Genomic DNA, 25,068 nt, shown 5'->3' on the forward strand with positions numbered 1-25,068 from the left:
GATCACACTCGGGCTCATCGCACTCTGAAGACCGGCCCACGCGGCGTGAACGGCAGGTGGCTTCCCTGCGGGATCAGATAGGCGTGTTCCCTGCGTACCCGCAGCACGTCGCACCAGCCGTCGGTGATGACCAGCACCGGCGCGGTGGGCGGGAAGTCCTCCGCCCGGTGCAGCAGGTCGATGCCGGGCTGCAGGACCGTACCGCCGCGCCCGTGCACCCGTACCCGGCCGGCGATCTCGGTGACCGGCAGGTAGCCGGCGTCGTGCGGGGCGGCGTCGCAGAACACCACGCGGGCGGCCGGTACGTCGCGGGCCTCGGCGTAGGAGGCGATCGCGCCGAGTGCCTTGCCGAGCAGCGTGGTGCCCATCGAGCCGGAGGTGTCGAGGACCACGCCGAAGGTGCAGCGGGCGATCTCCTCCGGCGGGAAGTAGCGGCCCGCGCGCGGGATGTCGGGGGTGGAGGCCTGGCGGCGGGCGGGGCGGGCGTAGGACCGTACGGGCTCCGGGCGTGGCACGAACTCGTCGAACCAGCGGGCCAGTTGGGCGTCCCAGGGCAGCGGCGGGTGGCTGAGGGCGCGGATCTCCGCGACCAGGCCGCCGGGCAGGAAACCGCGTTCCTGTGCCTGGTGCAGGTCGAGGCCGCGGGTGAGGCCGCGGCGGTAGAACTCGTCCAGGCCGGCGTAGTCGCCGGCCGGGCGGAGCGGGCCGCCGAGGACGTCGCCGGCGCCCTTGCCGCGCAGGGTGGCCAGGCGGCGCATCCGGCGCAGGTCGCCGGCGATGCGGTCGTATGCCTCCTCCGCGGACAGGCCGGCCAGCCGCGGGTCGTGGAGCAGGCCCTCGGGCATGGTGCCGACCTGCATCTCGACGAGCCAGCCGTTGACGACGTAGTCGCAGGCGATGTTGAACAGGTAGGGGTCGCGGGTGCCGCAGCGGTCGCCGTGGCGCAGGGCGGCGTGCAGCATCTCGTGGGCGAGGACGAACCGCCACTCCTCGTCCTCGAAGGTGCGCAGCGGGTTGACGTAGATCTCGCCGGCCCCGGGGTCGACGGCGGCGATCTGGATGCCGTGGGCGCGGGCGAGTTCGGCGTCGGCGACCAGGGTGATGCCGGCCGCGATGCCGCCGAGCAGCGGGTAGGAGGAGACGAACCAGCTCAGGGCCTGCTCCCAGGGGCGCCGCGGGAGGCGCTCGCCGTCGAGGCTGTCCCGGCGTCCGCCGGCCATGTCCATGGCGGCGGAAACCGTCCGGGTCAGGGCGGTGGCGAACGCCAGCTGGCGGTCCGGGGCGGGCCCCCGCCAGGGGAGCCATTCGGTGAGCACCTGGTCGGGTCCGGCGCCGGCGGTACCGCAGCGCTCGTAGGCGGGCGGCAGTCCGTGGGCGCGCCAGCGGGCGGCGAGCCGTTCCTCGTCGCCGTCGGGGTAGCTCACGGGGAGTTCCTCGGGCGCGGTGCCGACGGGGAAGCCGAGCAGGAAGCGGTTGACGACGACGCAGCGGGCGGCGAGGTCGTACCGGTCGGGCTGCCGGCGCGTGCCCGGGGCGGCGGGGAGGTGCCCGAAGCCGAGGTGGAGGGCGGCGTGCGCGAGCGCCCACGCCCAGGCGGCGGGTTCGGCGAGCCGGTCGGGGCGGGCGTGCACGGTGCCGTCGGAGTCGGTGACGAGCAGGCCCTCGCGCGGGGCGAGGACGCAGTTCTCGGTGCGGCAGACGCCGAATTCGACGGCGGCGAGGGCCGGGTTGGCGCGCAGCAGCCGCATCCCCTCGGCGAACGCCTCGCCGGCCGGGTCCCGTTTCTTCTTCGGCTGGCTGCGGCTCACCGCCGGGCCTCGACCAGGCGGGGCATGTCGCGGGCGGCCTCGACCAGGAACCACGACGGCAGGAGCGGGTTGCCGTCGGCGTCGGAGGCGATGACGGTCTGGGCGACCTCGACGGAGATCTCGGCGAGCTGCACCAGCAGCGACTTGGCGCGGTAGGCGATCTGCCGGCCGTTCTCCGACATGTGTTCCTTGTTGACGGGCAGCTCCTTCACGAGGCGGCCGCGGAAGGACTCGGCGAGGTAGTACAGCAGGTCGCGGTCCTGGACGCGGTGCGGCCAGCGGGCGTCGCCCTTGAGGATCGCCTCGATCCCGTACCGGCTGCGGACGACCTTGACGTAGCCGCAGAAGGCGGTGGCGTGCGCGGGGGTGAGGGTGCCGTGCGCGAGGACGGTGAGGGTCGGCTCGTCCAGGCCCTGGCCGAAGGAGTGCAGGGCGTCGGAGAGCATGTGCCAGGACCGGGGCGTGGAGAACGGCTCCTCGGTCTTGGGCGGCTTGGACCACAGGTGGTCCGGCCGGTCGGTGAGGTGGTCCACGATCCACGGGTGGATGCCGTTGTCGGCGGCCCAGGCCAGCCAGTCCTTGGCGGAGACCTCCAGGTGGACGTGGGCGAGCCGGTTCACCAGGGCGGAGGCGAGCGGCCGGGCCAGGGCGTTGTCGGTGGCACGGTTCCCGGCGCCGATGACGATGGACCCTTCCGGCAGCTCGTAGCTGCCGATGCGGCGGTCCAGGATGAGGGAGTAGAACGCCTTCTGCACATCCGGGGTGGCGGCGTTCAGCTCGTCCAGGAACAGGCAGTACGGCTCGTCGCGCGCGATCGCCTCCGGCGGGCAGAACACCGAGCGTCCGTCACGGATCTGCGGCACGCCGATCAGGTCCTCGGGGGCGAGCTGGGTGCCGAGCAGGCTCACGCACTCCAGGCCGAGCGAGGCGGCGAACTCCCGCACCAGGGAGGACTTCCCGATGCCCGGGGCGCCCCAGAGGAAGACGGGGCGGACGGTGGCGAGACCGAGGAGGAGTTCGGGGACGCGGGCGGGGGTGACGGTGACGGCGGCCTGCAACGCGGGGCTTCCTTGTGGTCGTTCGAGACGTGTACGACTCGGACAGTGTGCGGGGTGGCGCGGTGCGGGTGCAGCCGAATTTCAGGCGGCCCGCTCCTCTTCCGCGTCCGTGGTGAGCGGCACCTGGGGGCCGTCCAGTTCGCGCAGCCAGCGGCGCAGCACGCGGTGGACGTGCTCGGCGCCGGCCGGCTCCGCCCCGTCCGCGACCGGTGCGGACAGTTCCCGCGGGAAGAGCAGGAACGCGCGGGACTGGGCGCCGCCGAGCCCGCCGTGGGAGCCGATCTGTTCCTCGAAGGCGAGGACTTCGCCGTCGGCGGGGTCGTAGGCGGAGTTCACCATGATGTCGGCGGTGTGCGGGAAGGAGTGGGTGCGGCGGACGGCGTCGGGGGCGCCGGGGCCGAAGCGGGCCAGCGGGCCGGGCTCGTCGTCGAGCTCGGCGAGCGGGATCTCGGCCCCGTGGGCGCCGAGCACCACGCCGTCGTGTTCCTCGCTGCGCACCAGCAGGAAGCCGATGCCGGGGTGGTTGGCGAGGGTGGTGAGCAGGGCGGGGTGGCGGGCGTCGATCTCCTCCTTGGTCATGCGGTGCGGGACGTCCGGGAAGGAGATCAGGCCGAGGTTGCCGGAGGCCAGCACGACCGGCTCGGAGCGGCGGGCCGTGCGGTGGCGCTCGTCCTTCTCCTCCACCGGCCGGCGCAGGGCGGCGCGGACGGCGGCGCGGGCCTCGGCGCCGCTGCGGGTGCGCTCCGCGCGGCGCGGGACGGGCAGCCCGCAGCCGGCCCGGACCAGGTCGCCGAGGGTGAGGCCGTAGCGGGAGCGAAAGGTTTCGCCGGGGCTCTGTCCGTGGTCGGAGAGGACGACGATGCGGTAGGGGCGCGGGGCGTGTTCGGCGACGCGTTCGAGGAGGGCGAGGGACCGGTCGAGGCGCTGCAGGACCTTCTCGGCGTCGCGGCTGTGCGGGCCGGAGTGGTGGGCGACCTCGTCGTAGGCGACGAGGTCGGCGTAGACGGAGGTGCGGCCGGCGAGCATGTCGCCCATGACCGCGGCGACGACGACGTCCCGTTCGACGACGGTGGCGAAGGCGCGGACGAGCGGGTAGAGGCCGCCCCGGCCGACGCGCGGGCGCTGCTTGCGCAGGCGGGCGCGGGTGGACTGGCCGATCTCGCGGGCCACCTCGGCCATGAAGGACAGGGCGGTGCGTACGGCGTTGGCGGGGTCGGAGAAGTAGGCGAAGTAGCCGGCGCGGGAACGGTTCCCCCGGCCGCGGCGGCGGGTGGCGATGGACAGTACGAGGGCCTGTTCGTCCGCGCCGCCGCTGAAGAGATTGCCGCGGCTGGCGCCGTCGACGGTGAGCAGTCCGCCGTCGCCGGTATGCAGTATGGCGCGGCGCTGCAGTTCGGCGGCGCTCGTCGGCCGGTTGCACACCATCACCTCGCCGCGGTCCTTCTCGTACCAGCGGAAGGCCGGGACGTCGAAGGTGGTGCCGTGCAGGATGCCGAGCTGGCTGGCGCCTGTCTGGCTGGACCAGTCGGTGCGCCAGGGGGTGAGGCGGTGGGTGGGCTGGATGCGGTGGGCTGGCGGGTGAAGGGTGCTGTCTGTCGGCTGTATGCAGTCATCCGCCGGCAGTGTGCCGCCGGTCGTCGACATCATGCCGTCATGCGCCGACCGTATGGTGTTGCCCGTCGACTGCATACCTTCGCCCGCCGACCGCGTACCGTCGCCCGCCGACCGCACACCCTCGGCCGCCGAGTGCGCAGCTTCGCCCGCCGACTGCATACCGTCGTCCGTCGACCGCACGCTGCCCGCTGTCGGCTGCATACCGTCGCCCGTGGACAGCCAACGGCCCACCGTAGGCATCAGCCCCTTCCGAACCGCGTCCACGAGCACGTCGTGACCGACCCCGTCGAGCTGGACGCAGACGAGCCCGGGCGCGCTGGGGCACGGTGGATGGGCCCGGCGGCTGCGGGTGGCCAGGCGGTGCAGGCGGCGCCGGTAGGCCTCGTCGTCGCGTACGGCGAGGGCAGCGCCGGTGGCGGAGGCGACGGCGGACATCACGGCGGCCACGATGACGGCGGTTTCGGGGGCGGCCTCGGGGCGGCCGGAGGGGTTGACGCGCAGGGCGAGCAGCAGCAGGGAGCCGTTGAGGAAGAAGACGACCAGGCCGAGGACGAGTGCGGGGACGAGCAGGAGCAGGCGGACCAGGAGGGGCCAGACGACGGCGGAGAGGATGCCGAAGGCGCCGGCGCCGCAGACGGCGGTGACGGCGATGCGGGTGGCGCTGTCACCGTCGGGGGACTGGAGCTGGAAGTCGGGCAGGAGGGCGGCGAGGGCCAGCATGGTGACCGTGGAGACCGCCCAGACGGTGATGCTCCGTCCGATCTGACTGGCGGTCCGTCGCCACCGTACGCCGCGCACGCCTCGTACACCTCATGTCCCGGCCCTCCACCCGCCCCGGGCGGGCAGGCGGGCCCCCTCTCGTTTCGCGGGCCGCGGTCGGGCCCCGCTCCACCTTGTCACACGGGGCCGGGGTCACCGTCCGTCGTAGCCGGCCGTGGGCATGGACAGCCGCCGGTGCACGCGTGCCTTCATCTGGGCGTCGTACGACGGCTCGGCCCGCCCCACGGTCTCCACGCGTACGCCTCGGCGGGCGCACTCGGCGGTGAACTCCTCCACCGACGACAGGGCCCGGCGCAGTACCCGGAGGCTGGGGGCGACGAACACGTCCACGCCGGGGCGGACGCCGTCCCAGAGGGCGCAGTGGTCGAAGCGCAGGCCGCCGACGAGGAGTTCGCGGGCGACGACGTAGCCGCGTTCGGCGGCCCAGCGGGCGCACATGGCGTGCTGGCTGCGCGAGTCCACCAGGAAGGGGTCGGCCTCCAGCTCCTCCAGGGGTGTGAGGCTGGCGATGGCGGTGACCCGCACGGTCGTGAACGCGCCGAAGGCACCCCGCAGCTGTCCCATGGCGTCCCCCTCACCTCCGGGTTTCGCCGCCGACCCTACTCCTGCCCGTAGGCTTCGGGGAGTCGCGTGAAGGAGGCGAAGAAGGTGCCGGTGGAGATCACCTGGTGGGGTCACGCCACCTGCGCGGTGGAGGATGCGAACGTCCGGGTGCTCACCGATCCTCTGTTCGCCGGCCGGCTGGCGCATCTGCGGCGGCGCCGGGGTGCGCTGCCGCCCGCCGGGGCCCGTCGCGCGGACGTGGTGCTGGTCTCCCATCTGCACGCCGACCATCTGCATCTGCCGTCGCTGGCCTGTTTCGGCCCGGGTACGCGCCTGCTCGTGCCCCGGGGTGCACCACGGGCGGTGCCGGGTCTGCGCCGGCTGCGGCATCTGCGGGTCACCGAGGTGGTGCCCGGGGACGAGGTGCGGATCGGGGAGGTGCTGGTCCGGGTGGTGCCGGCGCTGCACGACGGGCGGCGGCTGCCGGTGGGCCCGCGGCGTTCTCCCGCGCTGGGTTATGTCGTGGAGGGTGAGGCGCGGACGTATTTCGCCGGGGACACCGGGCTGTTCGACGCGATGGCCGAGCGGGTGGGGCCGGTGGACGTGGCGTTGTTGCCGGTGGGCGGCTGGGGGCCGTATCTCGGGGAGGGGCATCTGGACGCGGGGCGGGCGGCGCGGGCGCTGGCCCGGCTGGCGCCGCGGGTCGCGGTGCCGGTGCACTACGGGACGTACTGGCCGATCGGTATGGACGCGGTGCGTCCGCACGAGTTCCATGCGCCGGGTGACGAGTTCGTGCGGCTGGCGGCGGTGGCGGCGCCGCAGGTGGCGGTGCACAAGCTGGGGCACGGGGAGAGTGTGCGGCTGGAGGTCGCGCGGTGACGTGGCTCGCCGACGCGTCGCGCACCGTGACGACCGGGTCCGCGCAGCAGGCGGTGGGCTATCCGTCGTTGTTCCTGCTGGTGTTGACCGGGGCGTTGGTGCCGGTCGTGCCGACGGGGGCGCTGGTGAGTTCGGCGGCGGTGGTGGCGTTCCACCGGACGGCGCCGTTCTCGCTGGCGTTGGTGTTCGTGACGGCGTCGCTGGCCGCGTTCCTGGGGGATGCGGCGTTGTACTGGCTGGGGCGGCGCGGGATGCGGTCGAGGAACGGGTCGCGGTGGCTGGCGGCGATCCGTCGGCGGGCGCCGGAGGAGCGGCTCGCGCAGGCGCGGGGCAGGCTGGCCGAGCACGGGATCGCCGTGCTGGTGCTGTCGCGGCTCGTCCCTGCGGGGCGGATACCGGTGATGCTGGCGTGCCTGATGGCGGAGTGGCCGCTGAGGCGGTTCGCGCGGGGGAATCTGCCGGCGTGTCTCGCGTGGGCGGCCACGTATCAGGTGATCGGGATTCTGGGGGGTTCGTTGTTCAAGGAGCCGTGGGAGGGCGTGGTGGTGGCGGTCGCGCTGACCGTCCTCGTCAGTGCGGCGCCTGGCATGTGGCGGCGGGTCCGGGCTGCCGGGTGAGGTCGCCTGGTGCGGGTGCGGTCTTGCTGATCGCGCCCACGCGGCCGAACCGCATGGTCAACCCGGTCGCGCCCACGCGGCGGAACCGCATGCGCGGCACAGCACCTCCGGGACGCGTTTCAGTCCAGGGCTCTTGAAGCGCCTATGGGCAGGTCCCACAGGTCTTCGCGTTCCAGCCCCGCCTTCTCCCAGGCCGCCTTCACCCGTGTGAGCGGTTCGAGGACCGGTTCGGCCGAGAGGATGAAGGTGCCCCAGTGCATGGGGGCCATGCGGCGGGCGCCGAGGTCGAGGGTGGCCTGGACGGCTTCCTCGGGGTCGCAGTGGACGTCGCTCAGCCACCAGCGGGGGTCGTAGGCGCCGATGGGCATGAGGGCGAGGTCGATGCCGGGGTAGCGGCGGCCGATGCGGGAGAACCAGTGGCCGTAGCCGGTGTCGCCGGCGAAGTAGAGGCGCTGTCCGTCGGGTGCGGTGAGGACCCAGCCGCCCCACAGGCTGTGGCAGGTGTCGGTGAGGGTGCGCTTGGACCAGTGGTGTGCGGGGACGAAGTCGAAGCGGACGCCGGAGAGTTCCGCCCCTTCCCACCAGTCCAGCTCGGTGACGACGGTGAACCGTCTGCGGCGGAACCAGCCGCCGAGTCCGGCGGGTACGAACACCGGGGTGTCGCGCGGGAGTCGGCGCAGGGTGGGGGCGTCCAGGTGGTCGTAGTGGTTGTGGCTGATGACGACGGCGTCGACGCGGGGCAGGTTGTCCCAGGGCACGCCCACGGGGGTGATGCGGGCCGGGGTGCCGAGGATGCGGCGGGACCAGACGGGGTCGGTGAGGACGGTGAGCCCGCCGACGCGGACGATCCAGCTGGCGTGGCCCGCCCAGGTGACGGCGAGGGTGCGGGTGCCGACGCGGGGCAGCGGGGCCGGTTCGTAGGGCAGGCGGGGGATGTCGGCGAGGCCTTCGGGGCCGGGGCGTACGGCGCCTTCGCGGGCGAAGCGGGCGAGGGACTTGAGGCCGGGCAGCGGCGCGGTGAGCCGGTCGTGGAAGGTGCGGGGCCACACCCGGTGTTCGCCGAGGGGGCGGGGCTCGGCCAGCGGCGGGAACGGGGGCGCGAGGGGAGCCGAAGCGTCCGTCTCGTCGGTGCCTGTGGTCGCGGTGGTCGCAGCGGTCGCCGTCGTGGTGGTGGCCGGTCCGGGCTCGTGCGTCTGCTGCGTCATCGAGGATGCTCCCATCGCTGAGCGTCGTCGCGGAGATCGTCGAAGGCCGACTTCAAGGAGGTCAACGCACGTTGCACGTGGGGCAGTTCCAACGGCGCGGGTGAGGTGAGGCATTCCGTGCGTTCCTCGTCCGTGCCGCCCAGCAGGGGCCCGGTGGCGAGCCGTACGCGCAGCGCGCCGAGGTCGTCGCCGAAGCGGTGGCCGCCGGGTGCGGGCATGCCGAGCCGGGCGGTGAGCAGGTCCTCCAGGTCCTGGGCGTCGCCGACGCCTTGGGCGGCGAGCGGTTCGCGCAGCGGGCTCAGGTCGGCGTACAGGTGGCGGCCGGCCTGCGGGGGCCGGGCGAGCGCGCCGGCGGCGACGACCGCGGCGTGCGCGGCGGCGGCCACGTGCGCGTGCAGCCGTACGGTGGCCTCGCGGCGTTCGGTGAGGGGCGGGGGTTCGTCGAGGGCGTAGCCGGCGGCCGCGGCGACCGGTGCGGCGATGCGTGCGCCGAGGGCGGTGAGGATGTCCAGCACGCGCGCGTGGAGGTGCCGCCCGCCGGCGGTGGCCGGGAAGCGGGCGACGGCGGCGGGCCAGCCGGGGGGCAGCAGGGCGCCGGCCAGGTCGGTGACGACGGTGACCTGGTCGGGCCACATCTCGGCGGGGCTGAGCAGGACGGTGTCGCGCGGGGCGTGCAGGGTGTCGCGCCAGGTCTCGTCGCTGACGAGGTGGAGGCCTGCGGCGGTGGCGGCCTCGACGGCCTCGTGCAGCAGTTCGGGCGGGGCGACGGTGGCGGTGGGGTCGTCGGCGACGGACAGCACCAGCAGCCGGGGGTCGCCGCCCTCGGCGCGCACCCGGCGGACGGTCTCCAGCAGGGCGTATGGGTCGGGGATGCCGCCGCTCTCGGCGGGGGTCGGCACGTGGTAGGCGGGCCGGCCGAGCAGCCGGGCGTACGGCGCCCACCATGCGGCACACGGCCGGGGTACGAGGATGTCGGCGCCGTCGCCGGCGAGTGCCGCGGTCAGGGCGAGCAGCAGGGCGGGAGCGCCGGGTCCGGCGGCCACCTGGTCGGGGACGGTGGGCAGTCCGCGCCGGGTCCAGTAGCCGCAGGCGGCTTCCAGCAGGGCGGGGGCGCCGCCGACGGGCTGGGCGTCGGCGCGGGCCGCGGCGGCGGCGAGTACGGCGGAGAGTTCGGGGAGTACGGGGAGGCCGTCGGCGGGGAGGGGCGGGCCGTAGCGGACCGGGCCGTGATCCTCGCCGGGGTCCGTCCGCCGCATGTTCGCCTCCGCGCAGTCGGTGATGCCGTCGCGCCCTGTCCGGGCCGTGCCGTCCGCTGTCCTCGTGGGCCGTCGTCCTGTCCTCGTGGGCCGCGGTGCGCCGGGGCCGTGGGGCGTCCGGACCGTGCCGTGGTCGGTGATCTCCTGCTGCGAACTCTTCCCGTGATCCGTCGCCTTGAACGTGTGCCGTGATCTGTTCGCGGTGTCCTCGGGAGGGTGTGTACCCGCCGTACGGCCCTCCATGGGCGGCGTTAGAGGTTGCCCGGGTCACATCCCGGTGGGCCGGCCGCCCGGGGAGCGCCGGTGGCCGTGCAGCCGGTAGCCGGCGCCCGCGCAGGCGGCGGCGATGCAGGCCGCGCCGGCGGCGAGCGCCGGGACCGAGTCGTTGAAGGTGCCTCCCTTTCCGGCGTCCACGCCGTGCTGGACGGCGGCCGGGGTGCAGCCCGGGTCGTCGTGGGAGTCGCGGCAGGAGTGGCCGTCGCCGTCCGGGCAGCGTGTCCCGCGGGAGTCCCCGCACGCGTGATCGTCATGACCGCAGTCGCCCGCCCCGGCTTCCGTGCACTCCCGTCCGGCCCCGTCCTGCCGCCCGCCGTCACGCCCGGCACCGTCCTGCCCGGTCCCGTCAGGCGCGGCCTGGTCACGCCCGGCGCTCTCCCGGCCGCCCCCGTCCTGTCCGGCACCGGCCTGCCCGCTGCTGTCCCGCCCGGCACCGTCCCGCCCGCCCCCGTCCCGCCCGGCCCCCACCTCCCCGGCACCGGCCTTCCCGGCCCCGTCGCCCCCGGCGTCCTCACGTACGACCCCCGCCGGCCCCTCTCCCTGGACCCCGGCCCCGGCCTGCCCGCCACCGTCACGTACCGCCCCGTCCTGCCCGCAGGATGTGCTCTCCGGGCCGGCCGGTGCGCCGGCGTCGGGAGGGACGGGCACCGGTCCGAGGACGGGATCGCAGACCACGGAGACGCTGCCGGTGCCGGGGCTCGCCTCGGCAGCCGGGCCGGCGAAGGCGGCGGTACCGGCCGAAACGGTGGGACCGGCAAAGGCGGCAGGGCCCGTGAGGGCGAGCACGGCACCGGCGGCGAAGGCGGCGGACAGGGCGCGAGCGGTGCGGCGCATGGGAGGGGCTCCTCGGCGGACGGCGACGGTCGGGCGGTACGCCGGCGCACCGGTACGACGGCAACGCCGTGCGGCGTCCGGGTACGGGGCACGGGGCGTGCCCTCGCTGCCATGACAGCCCGCGGCCGGCCGTACCGCGCGCGGCCGGAGCCCATTCGCGGGACAGGCGGGGCCGGCCGGGTGACAGCGCAGGCGTGGTGCCGCCGTCCGGGTCACCGGCGCGGGTGGTGGAGGTTTTCCGTCTTTCTCGCCGGTGACTCGGTATCCGCTGACCGGATCGTCCGCTTCGTACTCCACCGGGAGGTCTCTTCATGAGCACCAAGGTCTCGGACCACATTCTCGAGCGGTTGCGCGCTTGGGGCGTGGAACAGGTCTTCGGCTACCCGGGCGACGGCATCAACGGGCTGCTCGCCGCCTGGGGCCGCGCCGAGGACCGGCCGCGGTTCATCCAGTCCCGGCACGAGGAGATGTCCGCTTTCGAGGCGGTCGGGTACGCGAAGTTCAGCGGCCGTATCGGGGTGTGCGCGGCGACGTCGGGACCGGGTGCCATCCATCTGCTGAACGGTCTGTACGACGCGAAGCTGGACCATGTGCCGGTGCTGGCGATCGTCGGCCAGACCAACCGGACCGCGATGGGCGGCTCGTACCAGCAGGAGGTCGACCTGCACACGCTGTACAAGGACGTCGCCTCCGAGTTCGTGGAGACGGTGACGGTGCCCGAGCAGCTGCCGAACGTGCTGGACCGGGCGATCCGTACGGCGTACGCCCGGCGCTGTCCGACGGCGCTGATCATCCCGGGTGACGTGCAGGAACTGGACTACTCCCCGCCGACGCACGAGTTCAAGATGGTGCCGTCGAGTCTGGGGATGAGCGACTTCACGGCGACCCCGACGGACGAGGCGCTGCGCCGCGCGGCGGATGTGCTGAACGCGGGCTACAAGGTGGCCATTCTGATCGGGCAGGGTGCCGCGGGTGCGGTCGCGGAGGTGCGGGAGGTCGCGGAGCTGCTCGGTGCGGGGGTGGCGAAGGCGCTGCTCGGCAAGGACGTGCTGAGTGACGAGCTGCCGTATGTGACGGGGCCGATCGGGCTGCTGGGGAGCCGGCCGTCGTACGAGCTGATGCGGGACTGCGACACGCTGCTGACGATCGGTTCGTCGTTCCCGTACACGCAGTTCATGCCGGACTTCGGCAAGGCGCGCGGGGTGCAGATCGACATCGACGCGCACATGATCGGCATGCGGTATCCGTACGAGGTGAACCTGGTCGGTGACGCCCGCGCGACGCTGCAGCGGCTGATTCCGCTGCTGAAGGCGGAGGGGCGCGGGCGTGAGTGGTACGACACGGTGTGCGCGAACGTGAAGCGCTGGCACGAGACGATGGAGCGGCGGGCCGGGCTGGCGGCGGATCCGATCAACCCGGAGTACGTGGCGCGGGCGCTGGATCCGCTGCTGCCGGACAACACGATCCTGACCTCGGACTCGGGTTCGGTCGCGAACTGGTACGCGCGGCACATCACGATGCGGCCGGGCATGCGGGGTTCGCTGTCCGGGACGCTGGCGACGATGGGCCCGGGGGTGCCGTACGCGATCGGGGCGAAGTTCGCGCATCCGGACCGGCCGGTGGTCGCGCTGGTCGGGGACGGCGCGATGCAGATGAACGGCCTGGCGGAGATGATCACGGCGGCGAAGTACCAGGACCGCTGGTCGGATCCGCGGCTGGTGGTGGCCGTGTGGAACAACCAGGACCTGAACCAGGTGACGTGGGAGATGCGGGCGATGGAGGGTGCTCCGTCGTTCCTGCCGTCGCAGTCGATCCCGGACGTGCAGTACGCGGCGTTCGCCCGGTCGCTCGGGCTGACCGGGATCCGGGTGGAGAAGCCGGAGGACGTCGAGTCGGGCTGGCGGGCCGCGCTGGACGCGGACGGGCCGGCGGTGATCGAGTTCCTGACCGATCCTGCGGTGCCGCCGATCCCGCCGCACGCCACCTGGGAGCAGATGGAGGCGACGGCCGCGTCGATCCTGAAGGGGGACGCCGACCGGGGTTCGATGATCAAGAAGGGGCTGAAGGCGAAGGTGCAGGAGTTCCTGCCGGGCCGGGACAAGCAGTGACCGTGCGGCACGGATTCGGTGTCGGACGTGCGGCACCGGGTACGCGGTGCGGACCTTCGACCCTCTGGAGGGAGACATGCAGCGAGGCAGCGACCGGCTGAGCGTCCACCGGGACGACGAGATGAAGCACGAACTGAAGGGTCTGCTCCGGTCCGGCCATCCCACGCGTGTGGAGGAGTGGCACGACCCGGAGCCGGCCGCGGACGACGACCCGGAGGTCTGGAGCGGCCCGGTGGGCGGTCTGGGGTCTCCGGCGTCGCTGGAGCGGACCCGGCTGGAGCTGGCCCGGCACTTGAGCCGGCACGCGTTCCCCGGGAAGCCGGGGGAGCTGGCCCGGGCGCTGCGCCGCGGCAATGCGCCGGGCGGGCTGGTCGACGCGGTGGCCGGGTTGCGGCACGGGGAACGGTACGAGAACGTGCAGCAGCTGGCCGAGGCGGTGGTGGGCGGCGCGTGAGCGGGGGCCGGGCGGCGGAGATCGCGCGGGGCACCACGGTCGACGTGGGGGATGTCACCACGCGGTTTCTGCTGTGCGGGCTGCTGCCCGCGTGGTTCGTGCCGGGGCTCGCCGACTGGGTGCTGCACCGGCGCACCCGGATCGAGGACACGGCGGGGACGAGGGAGTCCCTGATCCCCGCGCTGATGATGGCCGAGGTGGGCGCGCCCATCGCGCTCACCTTGCGGTACGGGGTCAATCCGCTGCTGCTGTCGGTGCAGCTGGGCGCGGCGGCGGTGCACGAGGCGACGGCGTTGTGGGACGTGCGGACGGCCGTGCGCAGTGACCGGGAGGTCAAGCCGGTCGAGCAGCACATCCACGGGTCGCGATCGGCGTGTGTGTGCTGCTGCCGTACGGCGAGGAGCTGGTGCGGTGCCGGCGGGCGGCGCGGGCACGGAAGCGGCGCGCCCGGTCCCATCGCGCGGCACTGCGGAGAGTGAAAGGGAGCTGAGCAATCATGCGTATCGCGTTTCTGGTGGCACCCGAGGGCGTCGAGCAGGTCGAGCTGACCGAGCCGTGGAAGGCGGCTTCGGACGCCGGGCACGAGCCGGTGCTGGTGTCGACCGAGTCCGGGAAGATCCAGGCGTTCAACCATCTCGACAAGGCGGACACGTTCCCGGTGGACGAGGTGGTGGGTGAGACGTCGGCCGGGTCGTTCGGTGGTCTGGTGCTGCCGGGCGGGGTCGCGAACCCGGACTTCCTGCGGATGGACGAGAAGGCCGTCGCGTTCGTGCGGGACTTCTTCGAGCAGGGCCGTCCGGTGGCCGCGATCTGCCACGCCCCGTGGACGCTGGTGGAGGCGGACGTCGTACGCGGCCGGGTGCTGACGTCGTGGCCGAGCCTGCGGACGGACATCCGCAATGCCGGCGGCACGTGGGTGGACGAGCAGGTGAAGATCTGCGACCACGGTTCCAACCAGTTGGTGACCAGCCGCAAGCCGGACGATCTGAAGGCGTTCTGCGACGCGTTCGTGCACGTGTTCGCCGGCGAGGCCGGCTGACACGCGCCGGGGTGTGCGGGGCCGGCCCGTCACGGGCCGGCCCTTCGCGTGCCGTGGGGGGCGCCCTTCAGGTGCCGGGGGTGCCCGGGGTCGCAGCCTCGCCGCAGGTGCGTTCACGGGCGCCCTCGCGGGTGCGGGCCGCGCTCACCAGGCGGCGGGGGTTGCGGCGCAGATACTCGCCCTCCAGCTGTGCCATGCGCTCGTTGTGGGCCCGCAGCGCGTCGTTGGAGCCGTACAGGAGTGTGTCGTGGCGCGTGCGGTGGATGGTCTCCAGCTCCTTCATGAGCTGCTGGTCGTCCAGCCGGCTGGGGTCGACTCCGGTCATGGTGGTGCCCCGCTCGTCGTGTTCGTTCATGGGCTTCGAGTACCCGCCCGGCACGCACTGCCCCCGAGTGATTTCCGGGAGGACATTCCATGGAGCTCGCGTTCCTGCATCCACTGTACGAACATCCGGGGTCCCGGGCCTCCGCATACGTCGGCCTGTCCCGGCGGCGCTCGCGGAGTGCCGGGCCGCGACCGGGGCCGGCCGGCTGATCCTGATACGGGCGGGAACGGGAGTGCCGGTCGGTGCGCGAGCAGCCGGGGAGCCGGAGGACGTCCGTGCCCGGCGCGTGCGGAAGCGGATCCGGGCGCTACCGGGCCCGCTCCACCCGCCGTTCGTCCCAGACCGGCTCCGGGGTCTCACGGACCCGGCCGTCGGAGCCGAAGACCAGGAAGCGGTCGAAGGAGCGGGCGAACCAGCGGTCGTGGGTCACGGCGAGGACGGTCCCGTCGAACGCCTCCAGGCCTTCCTGGAGGGCCTCGGCGGACTCCAGGTCGAGGTTGTCGGTGGGCTCGTCCAGCAGCAGCGCGGTGGCGCCGGCCAGCTCCAGCAGCAGGATCTGGAAGCGGGCCTGCTGGCCGCCGGAGAGCCGGTCGAAGGCCTGTTCGGCCTGCTGGGTGAGTTCGTAGCGGCGCAGCCGGGACATGGCCGCGCCCCGGTCCTGGGCGTGCTCCTTCCAGAGGATGTCGAGGAGGGTACGGCCCTGGAGCTCGGGGTGGGCGTGGGTCTGCGCGAAGTGTCCGGGCACCACCCGGGCGCCCAGCTTCCACTCCCCCGTGTGCGCGACGTCCTCGCCGGCGAGCAGACGCAGGAAGTGGGACTTGCCGGAGCCGTTGGAGCCGAGGACCGCGACCCGTTCGCCGTAGAAGACCTCCAGGTCGAACGGCTGCATCAGGCCGGTCAGTTCGAGGCCCTTACAGGTGACGGCCCGCACGCCGGTACGGCCGCCCTTCAGGCGCATGGTGATGTCCTGTTCGCGGGGCGGCTCCGGCGGCGGCCCGGCCTCCTCGAACTTGCGCAGGCGGGTCTGCGCGGCCTGGTAGCGGGACGCCATCTCGTGGCTGACGGCGGCGGCCTGACGCAGGTTCAGGACGAGCTTCTTCAGCTGGGCGTGTTTCTCGTCCCAGCGGCGGCGCAGCTCCTCGAAGCGGGCGAAGCGTTCGCGGCGGGCCTCGTGGTACGTGGCGAAGCCGCCGCCGTGCACCCAGGCGTCGGCGCCGGCCGGGCCCGGTTCGACGGAGACGATCTTCTCGGCGGCGCGGGCGAGGAGTTCACGGTCGTGGGAGACGAACAGGACGGTCTTTCGGGTCTCCCTGAGCTGCTGCTCCAGCCACCGCTTGCCGGGCACGTCGAGGTAGTTGTCGGGCTCGTCCAGCAGCAGCACCTCGTCGGTGCCGCGCAGCAGCGCCTCCAGCACGAGCCGTTTCTGCTCGCCGCCGGAGAGGGTACGCACCTGCCGCCACTGGGCCCGCTCGTAGGGGACGCCGAGCGCGGCGGTGGTGCACATGTCCCACAGCGTCTCGGCCTCGTAGCCGCGGACCTCCGCCCAGTCCGCGAGGGCCTGCGCGTACGCCAGCTGGGCGGCCTCGTCGTCGACGGTCATGATGGCGTGCTCGGCCCGGTCGACGGCCTGCGCGGCCTCCCGGATGCGGGGCGGGGCGACCGACACGAGCAGGTCCCGTACGGTCGTCTCGTCCCGTACGGAGCCGACGAACTGGCGCATCACGCCGAGTCCGCCGCTGACGGTGACGCTGCCGCCGTGCGGCTTCAGCTCGCCGGAGATCAGCCGCAGCAGCGTCGTCTTGCCGGCGCCGTTCGGCCCGACCAGGGCGACGGCGGCGCCTTCTCCCACCCGGAAGGAGACGTCGCCGAGGAGCGCCCTCCCGTCGGGGAGGTAGTACTCCAGGTGCGCGGCTTCCAGATGTCCCATGGGGAGGCATTGTGCGAGGTGGCGGGGGTCGGGAGCAAACGCTTATCCGGCAGCGCTGGCCGGCGGGGCCGGCACCGGAAGGTGGTCCCCGTTGGACGGGGTCCGGCCGTGGCGGACGAGGAGCAGGCGCATCCGGGGTCTCCTCCCGCGCCGGCGGCCGGCAGTGCGGGGGCACAAGAAACGGGCACTTGAGGGTAACCGCACCCCATGAGCCCAGACCTGGACCTGACCGTTCCCGCGACCGCCGCCCGGACCCCGCTGCGCAGGCTCCTCGAAGTCGACGGCCGCCTCTTCGAGGCCGCCGCCGCGTGGAACTGGCCCGGCGCCGAGCGCGTCCTGCCCCGCCTGAGCCGCAGCGCCAACCACGGGGTGCTGTGGTTCGCGACAGCCGCCGCGCTGGCCGCCAGCCGCACCCCCCGGGCCCGCCGGGCGGCAGTCCGGGGGCTGGCCTCGCTCGGCCTGGCCTCGCTGACCATCAACACGCTCGGCAAGCGCTCGGTGCGCCGGGCCCGGCCGGTACTGGACCCGGTACCGCTGGTGCGGCAGCTGAAACGGCAGCCGATCACCACGTCGTTCCCGTCCGGGCACGCGGCGTCCGCGGCGGCCTTCGCGACCGGGGTGGCGCTGGAGTCGCCGGCGTGGGGTGCGGCGGTGGCGCCGGTGGCGTTCTCGGTGGCGATGTCCCGGGTGTACACCGGGGTGCACTTCCCGAGCGACGTGCTGGCGGGGGCGGCGCTCGGCGCGGGCGCCGCGTTCCTGGTACGACGCCTGGTGCCGACCCGCGCCCAGCTGCGCAGGCCCGCCCGGCCGCGGGCCGAAGCCCCCGCGCTGCCCGAGGGCGACGGCCTGGTGATGGTCGCCAACCGGGCATCGGGGACCGCGGAGCGGGTGCGGGCGCTGCAGGACGCGCTGCCGAAGGCGGAGATCGTGGAGTGCGCGCCGGAGGAGGTCGGGGACGAGCTGGCGAAGGCGGCGGCCCGGGCGCGGGTGCTCGGGGTGTGCGGCGGCGACGGCACGGTGAACGCGGCCGCCCTGGTCGCCCTGCGGCACGGCCTGCCGCTCGCGGTGCTGCCGGGCGGCACTCTCAACCACTTCGCCTACGACCTGGGCGTGGAGGACGAACGCCAGCTGGCCCGGGCGGTCCGGCACGGCGAGGCGGTCCGGGTGGACGCGGGCCGGTTCGCCACCCGGGACACCGAGGGTTTGTTCCTCAACACGCTCAGCCTGGGCGTATACCCGGAGCTGGTCCGCGCACGGGACCGCTGGTCGCACCGGATCGGCGGCTGGCCGGCCGGGCTGCTCGGCGCGCTGCGCGTGCTGCGCGCCGACCGGCATCCGCTGGAGGTGGAGGTCGGCGGTGAACGGCGGCCGCTGTGGCTGCTGTTCGTCGGCAACGGCGTCTACCACCGCATGGGTCTCGCACCGGGCCGCCGCACCGATCTGGCGGACGGCCTGCTGGACGTGCGGGTGGTGCACGGCAGCCGCAGGCCCGCGCTGCGGCTGCTCGCGGCGGCCGCGGCGGGCCCGCTGACCCGGTCGCCCGCGCACGCGGCGGTGCAGGTGAACCGGCTGCGGCTGACCGGCATCGCCCCGGACACCCCGCTGGCGTACGACGGCGAGGTCACGGCGGTGTCGGGCGAGGTGACGCTGGAGAAGCTGCCGGAGGCGCTGACGGTCTACCGTCCACTGCATACAGGATTCTGACGGCCGGTCAGCCGGATCCTGAAGACAGGCGACCGTCGGCCGGATACCGAAGACACCTTGTCCACATGGCGAAACGCCGGTCTCAACATACGGCATGCGGGCGTACGGTGAAGGCGTACCGGCGGACGGACGGTCCGGCCGGTCCGCCTGACCAGGGTGAAGGGGTACAGCCATGCCGAAAGCGCAGGAGAGCGCCGTCTACACGCACGGGCACCACGAGTCCGTGCTGCGTTCGCACACCTGGCGGACCGCCGCCAACTCCGCGGCCTACCTGCTCGGCGTGCTCAAGCCCCACATGCGGATCCTGGACATCGGCTGCGGGCCCGGCACCATCACCGCCGACCTGGCGGAACTGGTCCCCGACGGCCGGGTCACCGGCGTCGACCGGGCGTCCGGCGTCCTGGAGCAGGCCCGGGCCACCGCCGCCGCCCGCGGTCTGACGAACGCGGACTTCGCGGTGGCGGACGTGCACGCCCTGGACTACCCGGACGACTCCTTCTGCGTGGTCCACGCCCACCAGGTGCTCCAGCACGTGGGCGACCCCGTGCGGGCACTGCGCGAGATGCGCCGGGTGACGAAGCCGGGCGGGTTCATCGCCGTGCGGGACGCGGACTACGCGGCGATGACCTGGTATCCGGCGGTGCCCGGGCTGGACGACTGGCTGGACCTGTACGAGCGGGTGGCCCGCGCCAACGGCGGCGAACCCGACGCCGGGCGCCGGCTGACGGCCTGGGCGCGGGCGGCCGGCCTCAGGGACATCACGGCCACCTCCAGCACCTGGACGTTCGCCACCCCCGAGGAGCGGGCCTGGTGGAGCGGCCTGTGGGCGGACCGCACGGTCGCCTCCGACTACGCCGGCCGGGCCACCCAGGGCGGCCACGCCACGGCGGAGGAGCTGCGGGCGGTGGCCGAAGCCTGGCGGGAATGGGGACGGCGGGAGGACGGCTGGTTCGCGGTCCTGCACGGAGAGATTCTGTGCCGGAAAGAGGCCTGATCCGCGGAGTGCGTGGGTTTCCGGGCCCGCGGTACGACCGCGGGCGGTGGCAGGGGCCGGCACCACGGATCGCCCGTGGGCCCCGCACCCTCCCGTAGGCGTCTCACTCGCGGGGCAGCAGCGGTCCCAGCGGCCCGAGGTCCAGGTTGAGGTCCTCGGGCCGCAGGCCGTAGCGCTCCCGCAGCTCGGCCATCCGGTCCTCCAGCAGCATCAGGGTGAGCCCGATCCGCTCCTCCTGCTCCTCGGTCAGCTCGCCGGTGTCGAAGCGCCGTACGGCCTGCCGTTCCATCAGCTGGCGCAGCAGCTCCACCACGGTGAGCACGAGCTTCACCAGGTCGCGTTCGACGGTGTCGGGTTCCAGGTCGAGCCGGTTGCGCCGGGCCTGGGCAGTCATGCGAGCTCCTCGAAGGGCGACGGTACCTGCGCGTTCACGGAGCTGATCAGCGCGTTCAGATCGATCCGGACGAGGTCGACGTCCGCGATGCGCAGCGTGATGTCGCCGGTGAGGACGACGCCGCCGGCCAGCAGCCGGTCCAGCAGGTCCACCAGGGCGATCTCACGGCGTTCGACGACGGTCACCGGCCCTCCCCCGATCCCACTCCGGACCCAGCTCCGGATTGTGTTCCGGTTCCTGCGCCGGATTGCGTTCCGGTGCCTGTGCCGGATTGGGTTCCAGATTCCTCTCCGGAAAACGAGTACGCCGCCCAGGGCCCGGTGAGTTCCACCCGCATTCCGGGCGCCTCGTCCTTCGTACGGTCCACGAGTTCCACGAATTCCTCGGAATGCGCCCGGGGCACCAGATAGGCCGCGTTGAGCACGTTCTGGCCCGGTGTTTTGGACAGCGCGGAATTCTGCGGGCGGTGCAGCCGGAACTCCTCGGCGCGCTCGGCGAGGCGCTCGTGCAGGGAGTGGGCGAACCGCTCGGCCCGCTGCCACCGCTCCTCCTGCTCGTGGCTGTGCCGGCGCCGGCTGCGCAGATAGTCCCGCCCGCTGGCGGGCCGCGCCGCGGCGGCCGGTACGGGCTCGGCGGGCTCGGGCTCCAGGTACACCTTCACGCCCCACTCCACGCGGCCGTGCAGCCGGTCGAGCAGGCGCCGGAAGTCGTCCTCGCGGGCCTCGATCATCGTGCGTACGGCGCTGTCGTCGCGGAAGACGGTCGCGAGCCGCAGCGGCAGCGGGGTGGTGACCGTGGTGAGCGCGTCGACCACCCCCTGGTGGGCGCGGGCGGTGGCGGCCAGCCAGTCCAGGTCCTCCAGGTGGGCCTTCAGCGCGTCCTCGCAGAAGTCCGCCTCCGGGACCGTACTGACCACCGCGACCAGCCCGTGGTGGTGCAGCAGCGCCGGCGGGGCGCCCGCGACGCCCGTCAGCTCGGCCTGCAAGGGCGTCCCGAAGGGGCGGCAGACGGCGTACACGTACCGCAGTCCGGTCATGGTGCCTCCCTCGGGGCGCGGCCCGGCTCGAGTTCCTCCAGCCGGGCGAGTCGTTCGCGCAGCTCGGCGTTCTCCCGGGTCAGCTCGTCCCGGCGGGCCCGGGAGGAGAGCGCCGGATCGGTCTCCCACCAGTCGATCCCCATCTCCTTGGCCTTGTCGACCGAGGCGACGATGAGCCGCAGCTTGATGGTCAGCAGTTCGATGTCGAGCAGGTTGATCCGGATGTCACCGGCGATGACGACACCCTTGTCGAGCACGCGCTCCAGGATGTCGGCGAGGTTTGCCCCCGAGCCCTGGCCGTAGGGCTCGGGGAACCGGCCGCCTTCGGGGAAGCGGCTCGTCATCGACGGCCCCCGCGCTCTGCGTACTCGGGTTCCTCTTTCTCCTCTTCCGCAGGTTCCTCCTCTTCCTCTTCCTCAGGTTCCTCTTCGTCCTCGTACTCGCCCTCGTACGCGTCTTCCTCCCCCTCGGCCTGCTCTTCCTCCTCGGGCTCCTCCTCGCCTTCCTCCTCGGCCTCCTCGTACGGCCCCTCTTCCTCCTCGTCGTACTCGCCCTCGTAAGGCTCCTCTTCCCCTTCGGCTTCCTCTTCCCCTTCCTCTTCCCCTTCGGTTTCCTCTTCCCCTTCGGTTTCCTCTTCCCCTTCGGTTTCCTCTTCTTCCTCGGGCTGCTCTTCCTCGGGCTGTTCTGCCTTCGCCTGCTCTTCCTCCGACTCCTCCGCGAGGGCGTCCTCGTGGCTCTTGACCACCTCGCCGTCGCGGATCTCGCCGCGCCAGCTGTCCTCCGCCTCTCCCTTGAGGGTGATGAAGCGGGCGAAGTTCTTCAGGTCCAGCCGGGCCCGGCGGCCCTGGGCGCGCCAGATGTTGCCGGTCTTCTCGAACAGGCCGGTCGGGTAGTACTCCATGACCAGCAGGACCCGGGTGAGGTTCTCCTCCAGCCGGTGGAAGGAGACCACGCCCTTGGTGGTGCCCTTGGCGCCCTCCGAGGTCCACTGGATGCGGTAGTCGGGGATCTGCTCGGTCGTCTTCGCCTTCCAGCTCCGGCTCGACCAGAAGATCTTGGCCTGCCAGTCGGACTGGGTGTCGTCGGCGCGGTTCGCGCTCTTGACGCCCTTGGCGAAGGTGGAGAAGGACTGGTACTGGGTCCACTGGTCGTAGGCGGTGCGCAGCGGTACGCCGACGTCGACGGACTCCATGATGACGGTGGGCTTCTTGCCCGCGCCGCCCTTCTTGCCCTTGCCGCCCCCGAGGTTCTTCAGCGCGCCCATCACGTTCTCCTTGACACGGGAGGCGCCAAGCTCCACGGCGGAGCGCACCGGGCCCTTGCCCTCGGCGAGCTTGCGCCCGCCCTCGAGGGCGAGTTTGGCGAAGCCCGGGCTGTTGCCCTCGGCGATGTCGTTGAGCTTGACGGTGGTCTCGCCGAGCTTGCGGCCGAGCCCCGTCAGCATGCGCTGGGCCTGTGCGGACAGGTACTCCTGTGCCTCCTCCTTCAGCCGGTCGGCCGCCTCACTGTGCGCGAGACCGCTCAGCGGGCCGCCCTTGGCGGCCCCCGTGGCCTTACCGGCCGCCGAGGTGGCGGATCCGAGGGTGTCGGTCATCGGTCATCGCCGCCTTTCGACTGCCGGGAGGCGGCGCCGGAGGCCGCGTCCCCAGCCGAAGCCGTCTTCTTCGCGGCCGTCTTGCGGGCCGCGGTCGCCTTCTTGGCCGCCGTCTTCTTCGCGGGAGCCGTCTTCTTGACCGCGGCCTTCTTGGCCGCCGTCTTCTTCGCCGGACCCTTCCGGGCCGGCTTCTCGTCACGTGACTCCTCTTCGCGCGACTGCTTGTCGCGCCGGTCTTCCTCGCGGTCGCCGGCGGACTCCTGACGGCTGTCCTCCTCGCCGTCCTCCTCGTCCGGCTCCTCGTCGGACTGGGACGGCACGATGCCGGACAGCTGATCGCGCACCTGCGCCGTGCGGCCGTGCAGCCGGTCGGCGAGCGCGTTCAGCTGCCGCTCGGCGACTGCGCCGGAAGCGGCCTTGCCGACGCCTCGCAGGTCCTGGCGCAGCTGGTCGCCGATCTCCTTGAACTGCGGGTTGTTCTTCAGCTGCTGGTTCACCAGGTCTGCGACCATCCGCGGGCTGAGGTTGAGCTTCTTTCCCGCCACCAGCGAGCCGACCGCGAGGGCCATTTTGAGCTTCTTGGTACGTCCGAGCAGGTATCCGGCCCCTACGGCGAGGCCCAGTGCGGTTCGGTTCATGTCACGTCCCGTTGCCTGTGGTGTCGCCGGAGCGCATGGCGGTCTCCAGCCGGTCGAGAAGTTCGTCCTCGCGCTGGTCGAACTCCTCCGCGGTGATCTCGCCCGCCTCCAACTGTTCCTCGAGGCGGGCGAGTTCGGCCCGTACGGTGGCGGGGTCGTAGTAGATCCGCTCCGCTTCGCGGAGCACGTGCCTGATGGCCCACGCGCTGCCGCGCACGGGTGCGAACGGCAGCATCAGCACTTCGCCGATCAGCCCCACGGTGTTCTCCTTTCCGTCCGGGCCGGGAGCGCTACTGCGCGCCGGCGTCCGCGCCGGCCGTGCTGCCCGCGGGCTGCGCCGGGCCGGGCTCGACGAAGCTGTACGGCGGCAGCGGCCCGTTGACCCTCAGGTCCAGATGGGCGTGGCTCTTGCGGATCTGCTCGGCGGTGGCGAGGAAGTCCTCGGCCGTGCTCCGTGCCACCAGGAACGACACGTTCAGCAGCCAGCCGGTGGACTCGGGACCCACGCTGACGGCGGAAGCGGCCGGTGCGAGCAGTCCCTGTACCTCCTGCGCGTCCTCGGCCTCCTTGGCCTTCACGGCGGCGGCGACCATCTCGCCGAGGCGGATCTTGTCGTCGTAGCTGCCACCGCCGGCCTTGCGGTTGGCCTCGGCGAGGGCGCGGACGTCCGCGTTCTCGGCCATCACGCGGTGCAGGACGGCCTCCTCGACGTGGGTGGCCTTGACGTTGTACTCGACCTTGCCGTCCAGTTCGCGCAGCCGCTCCAGGTAGTGCTCGGCCCGCTCGGTGAGCACCTGGGTGACGGCGTCGTCGGAGTCGGCGACGCTGCCGAACCGCATCGGCAGGACACAGCCGCCCGCGCCCGCCTCGGCGAGCACGTTCTGGTGCGCGAGCAGGTCCCGGCGCTTGGGGCGCAGGTCCTCGGGGGCGTCACTGACGACGGCGGCCAGGTCACCTGCGGTGAGCACGCGGACGGTGCGCGGCGGCTCGCCCACCCCGGTCATGCCCTCGGGCAGCGCCGGGTGGGACCGGGCGGTGATCCCGTAGACGTAGGTGCTCACTCCTGCTCCTCCTTACGACGCGCCGGAGCCTTCCGGGCGCGCGGCCTTGATTCGGTCTCCCCTTCCTGGCGCGCCTGGTTGAAGGCGTCGGATATGGTCTGCGCGGCGCCGGACAGCGCGCCCTTGGACTTGCCGCGGGCGCCGGACTCGGTGATCTCGCCCACGATCTCGGGCAGGCCCGGGCTCTTGTGCGGGCCCGACTCCAGGTCCAGGCGGTTGCACGCCTCGGCGAAGCGCAGATAGGTGTCGACGCTGGCCACGACGACCCGGACGTCGATCTTCAGGATCTCGATGCCGACCAGGGAGACGCGGACGAACGCGTCGATCACGAGTCCTCGGTCCAGGACCAGCTCAAGTACGTCGTAGAGGCCGCTGCTGCCGCCTCCGCCTCCGGTCTGCTGTGCCGGAACAACAGTCATGCCGGCGATTCCTCCTCCTGCGTAGTGGGTGCACGGTCTGCGCGGGCGGGAAGCACGCGCCGTGGCTCAGCGGCCACCGCGCGCGTCGGCCCTGCCGCGTTCGTAGCGGCGGACACGCCGGTACCCGGTCAGCTGGCCCTCCGGGTCCAGCTCCACCTGGTAGCTCGCCATCAGGCTCATCGTGTCCGGGACCCGGACGAGTTCCAGGACCTCGACCTCGAGGGACCAGCCGTCCTCGGTCTCCTCGAAGGAGGACACGGACTCGGGCGCGAGGCCGGTGAGCTCGGCGAGCTGGCTGCGCGCCTGGCGCAGCACCTCGATGGGGGTCGGTCGCCGGCGGTTCGCCTCGCGGCGGGTACCGCCGCCGTGCGTCTCGTGCGTGTTGTCGGAGTGCTGAGAGTGCTGAGAGTCCTGTGCTTTCTGTGAACTCTGTGAACTCTGTGAATCTGAAGTGCTGTTTGTGTTCGACATGGCCACCTCTCCCCTGCGTGTGGCCGTTCCTCCC

General features: G+C 73.0%; 27 protein-coding genes. 8 read left to right on the plus strand and 19 right to left on the minus strand.

Annotated elements, in window-relative coordinates:
• Positions 1-14: 14 nt before the first annotated feature.
• The 4 genes from ACIP4Y_RS08170 to ACIP4Y_RS08185 form a co-directional block, all read right to left on the minus strand.
• Positions 15-1,748: a hypothetical protein gene (locus tag ACIP4Y_RS08170; protein WP_401390629.1), complete on the minus strand. Its 1,734-nt coding sequence runs from the start codon at positions 1,746-1,748 to the stop codon at positions 15-17.
• A 56-nt stretch (positions 1,749-1,804) separates the two neighbouring features.
• Positions 1,805-2,866 (minus strand): ATP-binding protein, encoded by a 1,062-nt coding sequence (locus ACIP4Y_RS08175; protein WP_401389378.1) that lies wholly within the window; start codon positions 2,864-2,866, stop codon positions 1,805-1,807.
• Between the two features lie 81 nt (positions 2,867-2,947).
• A complete protein-coding gene (locus ACIP4Y_RS08180) occupies positions 2,948-5,278 on the minus strand; it encodes a phage holin family protein (RefSeq protein ID WP_401389381.1) in 2,331 nt (776 codons plus the stop codon).
• Between the two features lie 114 nt (positions 5,279-5,392).
• The gene (locus ACIP4Y_RS08185; protein WP_358636876.1) at positions 5,393-5,824 is read right to left on the minus strand and encodes a hypothetical protein; all 432 of its coding nucleotides are present in this window, start codon (positions 5,822-5,824) and stop codon (positions 5,393-5,395) included.
• Positions 5,825-5,908: 84 nt separating this feature from the next.
• Here ACIP4Y_RS08185 and ACIP4Y_RS08190 point away from each other — a divergent pair, with 84 nt between their 5' ends.
• Both ACIP4Y_RS08190 and ACIP4Y_RS08195 read left to right on the plus strand, forming a co-directional pair.
• A complete protein-coding gene (locus ACIP4Y_RS08190; protein ID WP_401390632.1) occupies positions 5,909-6,682 on the plus strand; it encodes an MBL fold metallo-hydrolase in 774 nt (257 codons plus the stop codon).
• The gene (locus tag ACIP4Y_RS08195; RefSeq protein ID WP_358636874.1) at positions 6,679-7,299 is read left to right on the plus strand and encodes a VTT domain-containing protein; all 621 of its coding nucleotides are present in this window, start codon (positions 6,679-6,681) and stop codon (positions 7,297-7,299) included. The genes ACIP4Y_RS08190 and ACIP4Y_RS08195 overlap by 4 nt, the downstream gene beginning before the upstream one ends.
• Before the next feature lie 119 nt (positions 7,300-7,418).
• On the opposite strand, the gene ACIP4Y_RS08200 is transcribed toward ACIP4Y_RS08195, so the two are convergent.
• The 3 genes from ACIP4Y_RS08200 to ACIP4Y_RS08210 form a co-directional block, all read right to left on the minus strand.
• Entirely contained in the window at positions 7,419-8,504 is a 1,086-nt protein-coding gene (locus ACIP4Y_RS08200) for an MBL fold metallo-hydrolase (RefSeq protein WP_401389385.1), read from the minus strand.
• Positions 8,501-9,760 carry an aminotransferase class I/II-fold pyridoxal phosphate-dependent enzyme gene (locus ACIP4Y_RS08205; protein WP_401389388.1) on the minus strand — a complete coding sequence of 420 codons (1,260 nt, stop codon included), beginning with the start codon at positions 9,758-9,760 and terminating at the stop codon, positions 8,501-8,503. Before ACIP4Y_RS08205 ends, ACIP4Y_RS08200 begins: the two co-directional genes overlap by 4 nt.
• Before the next feature lie 267 nt (positions 9,761-10,027).
• Positions 10,028-10,870, minus strand: a complete 843-nt coding sequence (locus tag ACIP4Y_RS08210) for a hypothetical protein (protein ID WP_401389391.1) — start codon at positions 10,868-10,870, stop codon at positions 10,028-10,030.
• Between the two features lie 311 nt (positions 10,871-11,181).
• Between ACIP4Y_RS08210 and ACIP4Y_RS08215 the strand changes: the two genes are divergently transcribed.
• The 4 genes from ACIP4Y_RS08215 to ACIP4Y_RS08230 all read left to right on the plus strand — a co-directional run bounded on the left by ACIP4Y_RS08215 (position 11,182) and on the right by ACIP4Y_RS08230 (position 14,471).
• Positions 11,182-12,978 carry a thiamine pyrophosphate-requiring protein gene (locus ACIP4Y_RS08215; RefSeq protein WP_401389394.1) on the plus strand — a complete coding sequence of 599 codons (1,797 nt, stop codon included), beginning with the start codon at positions 11,182-11,184 and terminating at the stop codon, positions 12,976-12,978.
• A gap of 76 nt (positions 12,979-13,054) precedes the next feature.
• Positions 13,055-13,432, plus strand: coding sequence for a DUF2795 domain-containing protein (locus ACIP4Y_RS08220; protein WP_401389397.1), 378 nt, complete (start codon positions 13,055-13,057; stop codon positions 13,430-13,432).
• Positions 13,429-13,911: a hypothetical protein gene (locus tag ACIP4Y_RS08225; RefSeq protein WP_401389400.1), complete on the plus strand. Its 483-nt coding sequence runs from the start codon at positions 13,429-13,431 to the stop codon at positions 13,909-13,911. The genes ACIP4Y_RS08220 and ACIP4Y_RS08225 overlap by 4 nt, the downstream gene beginning before the upstream one ends.
• A 17-nt stretch (positions 13,912-13,928) precedes the next feature.
• Positions 13,929-14,471, plus strand: a complete 543-nt coding sequence (locus ACIP4Y_RS08230) for a type 1 glutamine amidotransferase domain-containing protein (RefSeq protein ID WP_361475633.1) — start codon at positions 13,929-13,931, stop codon at positions 14,469-14,471.
• Between the two features lie 67 nt (positions 14,472-14,538).
• Here ACIP4Y_RS08230 and ACIP4Y_RS08235 read toward each other — a convergent pair whose 3' ends face one another.
• Both ACIP4Y_RS08235 and ACIP4Y_RS08240 read right to left on the minus strand, forming a co-directional pair.
• On the minus strand, positions 14,539-14,826 hold the full coding sequence (locus ACIP4Y_RS08235) for a DUF6158 family protein (protein WP_358636867.1): 288 nt from the start codon (positions 14,824-14,826) through the stop codon (positions 14,539-14,541).
• Positions 14,827-15,103: 277 nt separating this feature from the next.
• Positions 15,104-16,723 (minus strand): ABC-F family ATP-binding cassette domain-containing protein, encoded by a 1,620-nt coding sequence (locus ACIP4Y_RS08240; RefSeq protein WP_401389405.1) that lies wholly within the window; start codon positions 16,721-16,723, stop codon positions 15,104-15,106.
• 207 nt (positions 16,724-16,930) lie between these two features.
• On the opposite strand from ACIP4Y_RS08240, the gene ACIP4Y_RS08245 reads away from it, so the two are divergent.
• Both ACIP4Y_RS08245 and ACIP4Y_RS08250 read left to right on the plus strand, forming a co-directional pair.
• Positions 16,931-18,427, plus strand: coding sequence for a bifunctional phosphatase PAP2/diacylglycerol kinase family protein (locus tag ACIP4Y_RS08245; protein ID WP_401389408.1), 1,497 nt, complete (start codon positions 16,931-16,933; stop codon positions 18,425-18,427).
• Between the two features lie 172 nt (positions 18,428-18,599).
• Entirely contained in the window at positions 18,600-19,421 is an 822-nt protein-coding gene (locus ACIP4Y_RS08250; RefSeq protein ID WP_401389411.1) for a class I SAM-dependent methyltransferase, read from the plus strand.
• A 103-nt stretch (positions 19,422-19,524) separates the two neighbouring features.
• On the opposite strand, the gene ACIP4Y_RS08255 is transcribed toward ACIP4Y_RS08250, so the two are convergent.
• From ACIP4Y_RS08255 to ACIP4Y_RS08300, 10 genes are all read right to left on the minus strand, one after another.
• Entirely contained in the window at positions 19,525-19,815 is a 291-nt protein-coding gene (locus ACIP4Y_RS08255; RefSeq protein WP_358636860.1) for a gas vesicle protein K, read from the minus strand.
• Positions 19,812-20,000: a gas vesicle protein gene (locus tag ACIP4Y_RS08260; protein ID WP_358636859.1), complete on the minus strand. Its 189-nt coding sequence runs from the start codon at positions 19,998-20,000 to the stop codon at positions 19,812-19,814. The genes ACIP4Y_RS08255 and ACIP4Y_RS08260 overlap by 4 nt, the downstream gene beginning before the upstream one ends.
• Positions 19,997-20,851, minus strand: a complete 855-nt coding sequence (locus ACIP4Y_RS08265; RefSeq protein WP_401389414.1) for a GvpL/GvpF family gas vesicle protein — start codon at positions 20,849-20,851, stop codon at positions 19,997-19,999. Before ACIP4Y_RS08265 ends, ACIP4Y_RS08260 begins: the two co-directional genes overlap by 4 nt.
• Positions 20,848-21,195: a gas vesicle protein gene (locus tag ACIP4Y_RS08270; protein WP_358636855.1), complete on the minus strand. Its 348-nt coding sequence runs from the start codon at positions 21,193-21,195 to the stop codon at positions 20,848-20,850. Before ACIP4Y_RS08270 ends, ACIP4Y_RS08265 begins: the two co-directional genes overlap by 4 nt.
• Complete coding sequence (locus ACIP4Y_RS08275; protein WP_401389417.1) at positions 21,192-22,445, minus strand: SRPBCC family protein; 1,254 nt, start codon at positions 22,443-22,445, stop codon at positions 21,192-21,194. Before ACIP4Y_RS08275 ends, ACIP4Y_RS08270 begins: the two co-directional genes overlap by 4 nt.
• Complete coding sequence (locus tag ACIP4Y_RS08280; protein WP_401389420.1) at positions 22,442-23,083, minus strand: DNA primase; 642 nt, start codon at positions 23,081-23,083, stop codon at positions 22,442-22,444. Before ACIP4Y_RS08280 ends, ACIP4Y_RS08275 begins: the two co-directional genes overlap by 4 nt.
• Before the next feature lies 1 nt (position 23,084).
• Complete coding sequence (locus tag ACIP4Y_RS08285) at positions 23,085-23,342, minus strand: gas vesicle protein GvpG (protein ID WP_358636849.1); 258 nt, start codon at positions 23,340-23,342, stop codon at positions 23,085-23,087.
• Positions 23,343-23,373: 31 nt separating this feature from the next.
• Positions 23,374-24,144: a GvpL/GvpF family gas vesicle protein gene (locus ACIP4Y_RS08290; RefSeq protein WP_401389424.1), complete on the minus strand. Its 771-nt coding sequence runs from the start codon at positions 24,142-24,144 to the stop codon at positions 23,374-23,376.
• Positions 24,141-24,563, minus strand: coding sequence for a gas vesicle structural protein GvpA (locus ACIP4Y_RS08295; protein ID WP_401389427.1), 423 nt, complete (start codon positions 24,561-24,563; stop codon positions 24,141-24,143). The genes ACIP4Y_RS08290 and ACIP4Y_RS08295 overlap by 4 nt, the downstream gene beginning before the upstream one ends.
• 66 nt (positions 24,564-24,629) lie before the next feature.
• The gene (locus tag ACIP4Y_RS08300; protein ID WP_401389430.1) at positions 24,630-25,034 is read right to left on the minus strand and encodes a gas vesicle protein; all 405 of its coding nucleotides are present in this window, start codon (positions 25,032-25,034) and stop codon (positions 24,630-24,632) included.
• Positions 25,035-25,068: the final 34 nt, after the last annotated feature.

Source organism: Streptomyces sp. NPDC088810, assembly GCF_044750305.1.
Lineage (GTDB): Bacteria > Actinomycetota > Actinomycetes > Streptomycetales > Streptomycetaceae > Streptomyces.

Coding starts and splice junctions, on each gene's coding strand:
- ACIP4Y_RS08200 (WP_401389385.1), bottom strand. CDS start 8,504: ATGACGCAGCAGACGCACGAGCCCGGACCGGCCACCACCACGACGGCG.
- ACIP4Y_RS08230 (WP_361475633.1), top strand. CDS start 13,929: ATGCGTATCGCGTTTCTGGTGGCACCCGAGGGCGTCGAGCAGGTCGAG.
- ACIP4Y_RS08215 (WP_401389394.1), top strand. CDS start 11,182: ATGAGCACCAAGGTCTCGGACCACATTCTCGAGCGGTTGCGCGCTTGG.
- ACIP4Y_RS08300 (WP_401389430.1), bottom strand. CDS start 25,034: ATGTCGAACACAAACAGCACTTCAGATTCACAGAGTTCACAGAGTTCA.
- ACIP4Y_RS08245 (WP_401389408.1), top strand. CDS start 16,931: ATGAGCCCAGACCTGGACCTGACCGTTCCCGCGACCGCCGCCCGGACC.
- ACIP4Y_RS08250 (WP_401389411.1), top strand. CDS start 18,600: ATGCCGAAAGCGCAGGAGAGCGCCGTCTACACGCACGGGCACCACGAG.
- ACIP4Y_RS08220 (WP_401389397.1), top strand. CDS start 13,055: ATGCAGCGAGGCAGCGACCGGCTGAGCGTCCACCGGGACGACGAGATG.
- ACIP4Y_RS08280 (WP_401389420.1), bottom strand. CDS start 23,083: ATGAACCGAACCGCACTGGGCCTCGCCGTAGGGGCCGGATACCTGCTC.
- ACIP4Y_RS08265 (WP_401389414.1), bottom strand. CDS start 20,851: ATGACCGGACTGCGGTACGTGTACGCCGTCTGCCGCCCCTTCGGGACG.
- ACIP4Y_RS08240 (WP_401389405.1), bottom strand. CDS start 16,723: ATGGGACATCTGGAAGCCGCGCACCTGGAGTACTACCTCCCCGACGGG.
- ACIP4Y_RS08275 (WP_401389417.1), bottom strand. CDS start 22,445: ATGACCGACACCCTCGGATCCGCCACCTCGGCGGCCGGTAAGGCCACG.
- ACIP4Y_RS08295 (WP_401389427.1), bottom strand. CDS start 24,563: ATGACTGTTGTTCCGGCACAGCAGACCGGAGGCGGAGGCGGCAGCAGC.
- ACIP4Y_RS08185 (WP_358636876.1), bottom strand. CDS start 5,824: ATGGGACAGCTGCGGGGTGCCTTCGGCGCGTTCACGACCGTGCGGGTC.
- ACIP4Y_RS08170 (WP_401390629.1), bottom strand. CDS start 1,748: ATGCGGCTGCTGCGCGCCAACCCGGCCCTCGCCGCCGTCGAATTCGGC.
- ACIP4Y_RS08235 (WP_358636867.1), bottom strand. CDS start 14,826: ATGAACGAACACGACGAGCGGGGCACCACCATGACCGGAGTCGACCCC.
- ACIP4Y_RS08270 (WP_358636855.1), bottom strand. CDS start 21,195: ATGACGAGCCGCTTCCCCGAAGGCGGCCGGTTCCCCGAGCCCTACGGC.
- ACIP4Y_RS08205 (WP_401389388.1), bottom strand. CDS start 9,760: ATGCGGCGGACGGACCCCGGCGAGGATCACGGCCCGGTCCGCTACGGC.
- ACIP4Y_RS08210 (WP_401389391.1), bottom strand. CDS start 10,870: ATGCGCCGCACCGCTCGCGCCCTGTCCGCCGCCTTCGCCGCCGGTGCC.
- ACIP4Y_RS08255 (WP_358636860.1), bottom strand. CDS start 19,815: ATGACTGCCCAGGCCCGGCGCAACCGGCTCGACCTGGAACCCGACACC.